Here is a 10,130-nt window from a genome sequence, read left to right on the forward strand (position 1 = left end):
GGCATTATACCAGAACGATTGGAGTAAAAGATAATGAATAATGGTATTAAATATACAGCGGCATTATACCAGAATGATTGGACTAAAATATAATGAATAATGGTATTACTTCCCAAACGACTCAAAAGTTTTCATCAGGCCTTTCCTCGAACTTATCGGCAGCGAGTTTCCGATGGCGCTCACAATTCTGGCATTACTCACCACATAATTCTCCGTAAGTTTTTGCAAACGTTCTGTATTCAATGGTAAATGCAAATGATCTCCTAATTTTGCAATCGAACTTATCACATTTTGTGATAAGTTGAGTATTCTGCTTTTTTTATCCAAACTCATTCCTAGCAATCGAATCAATTCATTTGTAGATAACGAATTGTCATCCGCTACTTGATAACCCCCCGAAGGAATCAACTCATTTTCCAATAATTCCTTGATGACGAAACAAAGGTTTTCGATACTCAAAAAAGAACGCTGATTCTTGAAAGCTCTGAGTGACCAAGTCAATTAAATAATCTCGCCCTCCCATAGTTTTTGTAAAAATTGCTCCCACGGCAAAACAGTGACATTACCAATGATTCTTGCTAGTGGGTCATTACTGACAACAATTAATTTCTTCACGGTATATTCCTCTGAAAAACTTCTTAATCCTTTCAAATGACGAGTTTGAACGTTATTGGTTCCCTTTACTTCAATAGCCACTTCATGATCCCCTAAAATAAAATCTACTTCTATTTGAGAGGTAGTTCGCCAGTAGGAAATTGCATAATCAAGGTCTGAATATTTACTGTGAGCATACAACTCTTGATATATGAAGTGTTCAAATGCACTTCCGAATGCTTCACTACCAACTTCAATCTGCCCTCTTTTAAGTAAATAATTAGCAATGCCAACATCAAAATAGTAAAACTTTGGAGCTAGAATGACTCTGTGCTTGGGCTTCTTTTGAAATGACGGAAGGAAACGACCAATTAATGTGTCTTCCAGAATTTGGAAATACTCCTTTACAGTCGTCGAACTTACCCCACATTCAGAAGCAATGTTGGTATAATTTACCATTTCTCCGTTAGAGAATGCCGCAGTTTCTAAAAATTTTGTAAAGGCACTACTATTTCTAATTTTTGCTTCCGCAATAATCTCATCTCTTAAGTAACTCCCTATGTATGCAGAAATTATTTTTTTTGAATTATCAGATAAATAATGTCTCGGCAAAAGACCATTATTCAATGCTCTATGCAAATCAAACTCTGGAATTTCTACATAAATTAGCGGATAGAGTTCATATCTCAATGCTCTGCCTCCTAATAAATTAGCTCCTGAACGAATAATTTTCCTCGGACTGGATCCACTCAATATAAAACGAGTTTGGTGATTTACTATGAGCCAATGAATCTCATCAAGCAATGACGGGATTTTCTGAATTTCATCTACAATCACTACAGCTCCGGAGGATGTTGCTAAAATTGCTTCCCTGAATTGAGCAGGACTATTTTGATAACGCTCAAACACATCCGTTTTAATAAATCAAACCAAATCGCCTTTGGAAACAGCATTTTTAATAAAGTGCTTTTTCCCGTCTGGCGGGCTCCCCACAAAAAAAGACTTTCATTAGCGGAACCTTCAAGGATTTGCTTTCGAACAAACATAATTTTAGTTTTAAGCCAATAACATTATGATAATTAAAACCTACACTTACTTATATCATGATAATTTCAAGTGTAAATATAAATAATAATTTTGAAATCATTCGGTTTTTTGACTACATATACTAATTTCGAATGTTAATTAGCCCAAAATATAGGTGTGATACTTCCGAGACTTCGGGAATATATTAATTTTGTCCTCCGCTGTGGTGAATCATCAAACAACATTGTTTGTTATTAATGGTCAATGTGGGTTTATAAAGATAAAATAGCCTTAGTCAGCGTTGATGTGGTTTCAGATAACCAATTAAACGATTAACCCATAACTCTAACTCATCCATTTTTGTCACCCCGAGAAGTCTATACTGAGCGAAGTCGAAATACAGTCGAGGGCTTTCTTTTTAGCGGACTAGGCTTGGTATTCTGACCCCGTTGATTCATCAACTGAAGACCCATAACCGAAAACAGATAACCAGTGAGCTAAATTAGACTTTCAACTAAATGTATCCATCAATAAAAAATCGGCTATATGGATATGCTTTACGCCTTCAACAGATTCTTTCCAAAACGCATCCATAGTTACTACATATTTTGGATACTGGTCTTTAACCGCTAAAAGTGAGGCAAATTCCCGTTCGGCGGTTGACGTACTTTCTAATTTGTAAGCCACTTGCACATATATTTTTTCTCCTTGCTTTTCAGCGATGAAATCAATTTCTTTATCGTCTAATTTACCAACGAATACTTGATACCCTCTGCGTTTGAGTTCCAGAAACACAACATTTTCCAAAATGCCGGAAATCATCCTGTTCCGATAGCCCATTACAGCATAGATGATTGACAAATCGCTGACATAAAATTTTTCCTGTGTTTTCAGTATTTCTTTACCTCTCAGATCGTAACGCGGGCTGCGAAAAAGGATAAAAGCCCCTTCAAGCGCATGGAGGTAATTGTAAACCGTATTCACATCAACCTTGCGCTGCTGGCTTTTGAAATAATCAGCTACATTTTTTCCGGAAAATGTATTTCCAATATTATCAAAAGCATATTTAACTACTCTTTCCAACAGTTCTACATCCCTTATTTTATAGCGTTGCATGGTATCACGAAGAATAACCGAGGAATAAATATCATAAACAACTTTATAGGCAGTTTCTTCCGAATAATTTGCGGTATGAATAACCGGAAAACCACCTAAACTCAAATAAGACTCAAAAGCGGCACGATTATCTTGTATCTTATCCGGGAAATAGTATCTCTGAAACTGCAAATATTCGGCAAACGAAAGTGTATAAATAGGAATTTCAACATATCTCCCGGCTAAATAAGTGGCCAACTCTGACGACAACAAATGCGAGTTGGAACCCGTAAGATAAACATCTGCCTTAAAATCAACCAAAAAAGAATTGACAGCTTTCTCCCAACCTTCCACTTCCTGTATTTCATCTAACAAAAAATAGTATTGTTTGTTTGTTTTTATTTGTTGTTTAATAAACTTGTACAATGCCTCGGCTGTTTGCAGTGCTATATATTCAAAACTTTCAAAATTGAGGTGAATAATTTGCGCTTCCGGCACATTCCTTAAAAGCAACTCTTCTTTTAACAACAACAATACTGATGACTTGCCGCTGCGACGAATACCTGTAAGTATTTTTATTAGTGGCTTGTCTATAAATTGCCGCAGCTGCTGTAAGTAAATTTCTCTTGGTATCATTTAGTTATTTTTACGCTTATAAACACAAATATATTATAATAATAATACTTTTTATGGTTATAGACGTAAAAACTTTATTTGTTTGTTGATGATTTGTTGAATTGATAAATTGTGTAATGTGGGTTTATAAAGATAAAAGAGCCTCAGCGTTGATGTGGTTTCAAATAACCAATTAAACGATGAAACCATAACTCTGACTCATCCATTTTTGTCACCCCGAAAAGTCTATACTGAGCGAAGTCGAAGTACAGTCAAGGGCTTTCTTTTTAGCGGACTAGGCTTGGTATTGTAACCCTGGTACAATTAACCAACTGAAAACCGTTAACAGACAACCGATAACAGAGAATAGATCTCATCCCTTTAAAATTTAAAATGACTGTCCGTTAATCAGACCAAGTTAAATTTATAAACATAATTTTGCTCTTTTGTCATTCTGAGGAACGAAGAATCACATAACTTGAGCAACTAATGTGATTTCTCCTTTGTCGAAATGACAAAATTAATTACATTGGTATTAGTAACGGACAGTCATAAAATTTAAAATTATTTCATCCGTTCGCTACCGCTCGGGTTATCATTTAAAATAATTTTTAACCACCTCACTTATTCTCAATCGCTCTTCATCACTAAGATTGGATCCCGATGGCAAACACAAACCGTTTTCGAATAAGGTTTCGGCAACGGTCCCTCCATAATAAGGATATTTCTCGAAAATAGGTTGCAAATGCATCGGCTTCCATAAAGGGCGGCATTCAATGTTGGCGTCTTCAAAAGCCAAACGCAAGCTTTCACGGTCAATCTCTTTTACTGAATTAGGTTCCAACACAATGGCACTCAGCCAGTAATTGGCGAAATAATCGGCATTGGGAACAGAAAAAACCGTAACTGTATCAATGTCTTGGAATAAATCCACATAAAAGTCATGCATGGCTCTACGCAGGGCGACATGATCATCTAAAACCTCCATTTGGCCGCGACCAATACCCGCACAAATATTACTCATTCTGTAATTATACCCAATTTCGCTATGCTGGTAATGAGGCGCATTGTCCCTGGACTGGGTGGCATAAAAAAGGGCTTTTTCTTTCAAGGCTGCCGAATGAGTAACGATGGCACCTCCACCAGAGGTGGTGATGATTTTGTTTCCATTAAAAGACAAAACGCCAATATCCCCAAAAGTGCCACACTTTTGGCCTCTATAACTGCTGCCCAATGCCTCCGCAGCATCTTCCAGAATGGGAATCCCATATTTGTCTGCAACTATTCTTATTTCATCCACTTTATAAGGAACTCCATACAAATGCACCGCAATGATGGCTTTTGGTTTCTTCCCTTTCGAAATCCGATCCACAATGGCTTCTTCCAGCGCAAGTGGACACAAATTCCAGGTTTCGGGTTCGCTGTCAATAAAAATAGGAATTGCTCCCTGATATAAAATAGGATTGGCGGATGCCGAAAAAGTCATGCTTTGGCAAATCACTTCATCTCCCGCCTTCACCCCCAATAAAATAAGACCAAGATGTATTGCTGCAGTTCCGGAACTCAAAGCGCCTACAAAGCTATTTTGATCAAGATAGTCTTCTAAATCATGTTCAAAACCATTAAGATTAAGACCCTCCGGTCCAATCCAATTGGTATCAAAGGCTTCCTGAACATACTTTTGTTCAAATCCGCCCATGTGGGGTGAAGAGATGTATATTCTGGAAGGCTTCATTTTTTTTATGAATCTATTATTTAACCCGTTGATTGTAATAACATTAATAAATATTTTTAGGCTAACTACCGCAACCAAAACAACAGCCAAAGTTACTGCCCAACTGGCATAACCCAAAAAAAAAAGCAATTAGTAGGGCAATGGGAAAAATAATACCGCCACCACGCAACGTAATACTCGTATGGGACGAACGCAGATTGGGTTTGTCAATGATATTGTAGGTATTGGCTAGTTTGAAGTATACTAATTCCAGACCAAAAAGAATGAGAGTAACAAAAAGGTAGTGCATTATTTTTTAAATGATTCAAATGTTTTTAATAAACCTTCTTTCGAATTAACTGGAAAAAACTTCCCTACTGCAGTAACAATTTTCTCATTACTCACCACATAATTCTCCGTTAGCTTTTGCAGACGCTCTGAATTCAATGACAAATGCAGAGGATCTCCAAATTGGGCTAATTCCCAAATCAAAAAAAACAGCTCCACCATAAAAAAGGGTGAAAAACAGAAAAAAATCACCGCTATTAGCCTAATAGATTTTAATTTATTTTTTTAGAAAAAAATTAGCTAACAACATTAAAATAATAGTAACCCAAAATGCAAACATCCATTTTATCATATCTGCTTTACTGTCTTTTATTTCTCCTCTGACCCCTTCGATCTTTGCGTTCATTTGTTCGATTTTTATATCGATCTTGTAAAAATCTTCTTTCAGAACGCTTTTAAACTCGGTTTGTTCATGCTTTACCTCGTTTTGTATCGTTTCCTGCACTACCTCTGCAAATATTTTTGCCTTTTCATCAGATAGTTTCAAATCGTTTCTAAAGATATCATAAAGCTTTATTTCGGTCGTACTCATAATAGTTCTGTTTTCTAGTTCGCTATTTATTACAAAGTTAAAACTATTTTATATATCCTGAGTTAAAACTTTTAAAATAAGCGGTCGACTACAATTATTCAAAAGTCAATTCGAGCGTTTTTAATAAAAATGAGACAATAATTTTAATAAAAATGTATCGAGAACCCTTTTTAATGATAAATTTTCTGTTCTCGATACAATCCCGCCCAAAAGCGGAATCAAATCGAACTGACGAAAATTTATAATCAAACCCTAATTACACCCAACGGTTATTATTATTGTTTCCAGTCACTATTTTTTATTTCTTCATACACTTTTTGAATTCCTTCTTCCAATGTGGTTTTGGCTTTCCAACCCAAACCATTCAGTTTAGAAACATCCATCAGTTTACGGGGAGTACCATCGGGTTTGGAAGGATCCGTTAGTATCTCCCCCTCAAATCCTACAATTTTTCGTACCAGATACGCCAAATCCAAAATAGAAATGTCTTCCCCGATTCCGATATTGACCAAGCCTGATTCATTGAAATTTTCCATTAGAAAAAGACAGGCTTCCGCCAAATCATCGGCATGCAAAAACTCTCTTTTAGGACTACCTGTTCCCCAAATCGTAACGTCCGCCTCCCCGTTTCGTTTCGCCATGATAAACTTGCGCAACATCGCTGGCAGTACATGGGATTTGTTCAGGTCATAATTATCATTCGGCCCGTATAAATTGGTAGGCATCACCGAAATGAAATTGCACCCATATTGGTCGCGATAGGCATCACACATCTTGATACCTGCAATCTTGGCAATGGCATAAGGTTCATTGGTAGGTTCCAATTCCCCTGTAAGCAAGTATTCCTCTTTCAGCGGTTGTGGCGCCAACTTGGGATAAATACAGGAAGAACCCAAAAACATCAGTTTTTGCACTCCGTTCACATAGGCTTGATGAATGACGTTATTCTGAATCATCAGATTCTCGTATATGAAATCGGCTTTATAAGTAGAATTGGCTATAATTCCCCCAACCTTCGCTGCTGCCAAAAACACATAATCCGGCTTTTCCTGCGCAAAAAAATCAGCAACGGCCTGTTGGTTCCGCAAATCCAATTCTGCCGAAGTACGCAACACGAAATTGCTAAATCCTTCAGTCTGTAATTTCCGTAAAAGAGCCGAACCCACCATTCCCCGATGGCCGGCTATGTATATTTTATCTTTTTTGTTCATGTTTATAGAACTATTTCTTTTAAAATTACGATTTTCATTTTTTATTTTTTTCTTGCAAAGCCACTTTTGCATTCAATTCCGAAACCACTTTCTTACCTGTTTTGGCTTCCAATTCTTGTAGGGCTACTTTGGCTACATTGCCACCTTGTTGAGCCACTTTTTGACTCTCTTCAAAAGTTTCAGGATTTACCGCTTGAGAGATGTCTTTCGTAGAAGCTTCAGCCAACATATTTAGGATTAATTCCGTGTTCGTCATGTTATCCCTAAGATTTTCTTTCTTCAGCCCTTTCAAAACCTTATATTCTTTTGTGGTTTTATCCGACCAAGCTTTGGTAATAATATCGGTCAGTGTAGCAAATTGTACTCCTTCTTTCAATCCTCTGCTTTTCCATTCATCAGTTAATTCTTTCCGAACCTCAATACTTTTTAACCGCTGATTAATCCAATTTTCAGAATAACCCAATTGCAAATATTGCTCCAATGCTCGATCAATGGTCAATTCGGGATCTTGCATTTCGTCCAAGCGTTCAGAGGCTATTTGTGCCAACCAAAGTTTAAAAGGTTCCGCTTTTGGCGAAGGTATGGATTGTATCAGCCTAAAAAGTTGTTCGGTATCCGCCACATCTGTTTTATAGAACTTACCATCGACAGATTGCATTTTCAGTTGACTACAATTTGTAGTCAACTGACTTCCTTCCTTTTTCAAACGTGTTTTTAGAACACTCCAATATTTTCTCGCATTTGGAGTATCTGTCAAAACAGAAATAGTGTCCACTATCGAAAAATACCATTGCTCTTTATCCGCATCCCAAAGAGCTCGTACTTTTTTGTCTTCAAATAACTGTAAGGCTTGGCGTTGTGTCATAACCGAAAATTTAAAATTTTACTTTTACAAAGATAGTAACTCCGCCACATCAGTTTTGTAATATTTCCCATCGGCAGATTGCATTTTCAGTTGTACGATATTTTCGTACAACTGGCTACCTTCTTTAACCAATTTTTTTTTTAAATCCGTCCAATATCTTTTGGGAATAGAACTCCCTGTCAAAACCATTATGGTATCTACAATAGAGAAATACCATTTTTCTTGTTCGGCATCCCAAAGGGTCCGTACTTTTTTATCTTCAAATAATTGTAAGGCTTGTTGCTGTTTCATAACCAAATTCATTAAAAAACTAAAATTTAAAAAACCTTTTCGGTATCGACTAGCTTGCCCTGAGTTTATCCTGAGTTTTTATCGAAGGGCCGAAGGGTCAGTTCGAGCAAATTTGAAATGCGATAGCTTTTCAAATTGTATCGAGAATCCGTCAGTTCGAGGCATAATTTTTATTCTAAAAAAAGCAATATAAAATGACGTATTTAGTGTTTTTTTCCGCGCTCCTCTGCCCTTTGACTGTGGCAGCCGGGCACCCGCTTTTCGAAAATTCTGTAAAATCCAACGCTGTTTGAGCGTAGCGAGTTCGTTGGATTTAAGAATTGAGAAAATAGCGGGTCGGCGAACAGTCTTGGGCTAGCCTTTTTTGGTTCTTTTTTGGGCAATGCAAAAAAGAACAGATGTCAATTAAAAACACATTATTCTATCGTAAGTAGAATTTTCATTAAAATATAATAATGTGTTTTCTTACAATTGTATTTTATCATTTAATTGATATTCAATACATTAATAAAAAACATCAATGGTAGTAAATTTGAAATGCGATAGCTTTTCAAATCGTATCGAGAACTACTCAAACTGATTTTTTATAAAATAACCCGCTGCCTTTAAGAGTTTTTCTTTTTGAAAATGCAACACATCCGAGGCCATCATTTCTTTGACCAGCATGGGCAAATCATATTTGGGTATCCATCCCAATTTAGTGTTCGATTTGGTTGGATCACCAATCAATAAATCCACTTCGGTAGGGCGGAAATAGGCGGCATCAACCGCTACCACTTCTTTGCCTATTTCAATTTGGTAATCTGGATTAGAGCAAGAAACCACATAGCCTTTCTCTTCAATGCCTTCTCCTTTGAATTCGATAGCAATACCCACTTCTGCAAAGGACATCCGTACAAAATCACGGACGGTAGTAGTCACTCCGGTAGCAATCACATAATCTTCCGGCTTTTCCTGTTGCAGGATCAACCACATCGCTTCCACATAATCCTTGGCATGCCCCCAATCGCGTCTCGCGTCCAGGTTTCCCAAATACAAACTGTCTTGTAACCCCAATGCCATTTTAGACACCGCTCGGGTAATTTTTCGGGTTACAAAGGTTTCCCCGCGCAACGGACTCTCATGGTTGAATAAAATCCCATTACAGGCAAACATTCCATAAGCCTCTCTATAATTTACCGTAATCCAATAGGCATACATCTTGGCCACCGCATAAGGGGAACGCGGATAAAAAGGTGTCGTTTCCGATTGAGGAACCTGTTGCACCAATCCGTACAACTCCGAAGTCGAGGCCTGATAGATCTTTGTTTTCTTGGTCAAATTCAAGATGCGCATCGCTTCCAGCAAACGCAAAGTACCAATACCATCAACATTGGCGACATATTCCGGGGTATCAAAACTCACTTTGACATGACTCATCGCTCCCAGATTATAGATTTCATCGGGTTGCACTTCCTGAATGATTCGAATCAAGTTAGTGGAATCACTCAAATCGCCATAATGCAATTTGAAACGCACATTTTTCTCGTGTGGGTCTTGGTACAAATGATCGATTCGATCCGTATTAAACAAAGAACTACGGCGTTTGATACCGTGTACTTCGTATCCTTTTTTTAATAATAAATCCGCAAGATACGCACCGTCTTGTCCTGTGATTCCTGTGATAAGCGCTATTTTCATATTTATATTTTATTTTTAAACTATAGTATCAACAAAGGAATGAATAAATCAAAATAGTGCCGATTAAGATAAAACACATTCACCTCTTCATCCACTCCAAAACATTTCGAATTTCCAGCTTGCAATTTTTTGTATTTATACCGCTAGTTATTTCAAATT

The 10,130-nt window shown here is 37.2% G+C and carries 9 protein-coding genes; all 9 read right to left on the reverse strand.

What is annotated here, in order from left to right:
- Positions 1–105 precede the first annotated feature (105 nt).
- The 9 genes from B2145_RS13720 to gmd all read right to left on the reverse strand — a co-directional run bounded on the left by B2145_RS13720 (position 106) and on the right by gmd (position 9,971).
- A complete protein-coding gene (locus B2145_RS13720; RefSeq protein ID WP_291103309.1) occupies positions 106–501 on the reverse strand; it encodes a hypothetical protein in 396 nt (131 codons plus the stop codon).
- The gene (locus tag B2145_RS13725) at positions 502–1,503 is read right to left on the reverse strand and encodes an ATP-binding protein (protein WP_291103311.1); all 1,002 of its coding nucleotides are present in this window, start codon (positions 1,501–1,503) and stop codon (positions 502–504) included. It lies immediately after the preceding gene.
- Between the two features lie 627 nt (positions 1,504–2,130).
- Entirely contained in the window at positions 2,131–3,351 is a 1,221-nt protein-coding gene (locus B2145_RS13730; RefSeq protein ID WP_291103314.1) for an ATP-binding protein, read from the reverse strand.
- A gap of 574 nt (positions 3,352–3,925) precedes the next feature.
- Entirely contained in the window at positions 3,926–5,065 is a 1,140-nt protein-coding gene (locus tag B2145_RS13735) for a DegT/DnrJ/EryC1/StrS family aminotransferase (RefSeq protein ID WP_291103316.1), read from the reverse strand.
- A 544-nt stretch (positions 5,066–5,609) separates the two neighbouring features.
- On the reverse strand, positions 5,610–5,924 hold the full coding sequence (locus B2145_RS13740) for a hypothetical protein (RefSeq protein WP_291103318.1): 315 nt from the start codon (positions 5,922–5,924) through the stop codon (positions 5,610–5,612).
- A gap of 275 nt (positions 5,925–6,199) precedes the next feature.
- Positions 6,200–7,135, reverse strand: coding sequence for a GDP-L-fucose synthase family protein (locus tag B2145_RS13745; RefSeq protein WP_291103321.1), 936 nt, complete (start codon positions 7,133–7,135; stop codon positions 6,200–6,202).
- A gap of 34 nt (positions 7,136–7,169) precedes the next feature.
- Entirely contained in the window at positions 7,170–8,000 is an 831-nt protein-coding gene (locus B2145_RS13750; protein ID WP_291103323.1) for a BRO-N domain-containing protein, read from the reverse strand.
- A 24-nt stretch (positions 8,001–8,024) separates the two neighbouring features.
- A complete protein-coding gene (locus B2145_RS13755; protein ID WP_291103326.1) occupies positions 8,025–8,291 on the reverse strand; it encodes a hypothetical protein in 267 nt (88 codons plus the stop codon).
- 567 nt (positions 8,292–8,858) lie between these two features.
- Positions 8,859–9,971 (reverse strand): GDP-mannose 4,6-dehydratase, encoded by a 1,113-nt coding sequence (gene gmd, locus B2145_RS13760; protein ID WP_291103328.1) that lies wholly within the window; start codon positions 9,969–9,971, stop codon positions 8,859–8,861.
- Positions 9,972–10,130 lie beyond the last annotated feature (159 nt).

It is taken from the genome of Flavobacterium sp. UBA5153, from assembly GCA_002413745.1.
In the GTDB taxonomy this organism is placed as follows: Bacteria; Bacteroidota; Bacteroidia; order Flavobacteriales; family Flavobacteriaceae; genus Flavobacterium.

Coding starts and splice junctions, on each gene's coding strand:
- B2145_RS13755 (WP_291103326.1), bottom strand. CDS start 8,291: ATGAAACAGCAACAAGCCTTACAATTATTTGAAGATAAAAAAGTACGG.
- B2145_RS13740 (WP_291103318.1), bottom strand. CDS start 5,924: ATGAGTACGACCGAAATAAAGCTTTATGATATCTTTAGAAACGATTTG.
- gmd (WP_291103328.1), bottom strand. CDS start 9,971: ATGAAAATAGCGCTTATCACAGGAATCACAGGACAAGACGGTGCGTAT.
- B2145_RS13730 (WP_291103314.1), bottom strand. CDS start 3,351: ATGATACCAAGAGAAATTTACTTACAGCAGCTGCGGCAATTTATAGAC.
- B2145_RS13750 (WP_291103323.1), bottom strand. CDS start 8,000: ATGACACAACGCCAAGCCTTACAGTTATTTGAAGACAAAAAAGTACGA.
- B2145_RS13735 (WP_291103316.1), bottom strand. CDS start 5,065: ATGAAGCCTTCCAGAATATACATCTCTTCACCCCACATGGGCGGATTT.
- B2145_RS13745 (WP_291103321.1), bottom strand. CDS start 7,135: ATGAACAAAAAAGATAAAATATACATAGCCGGCCATCGGGGAATGGTG.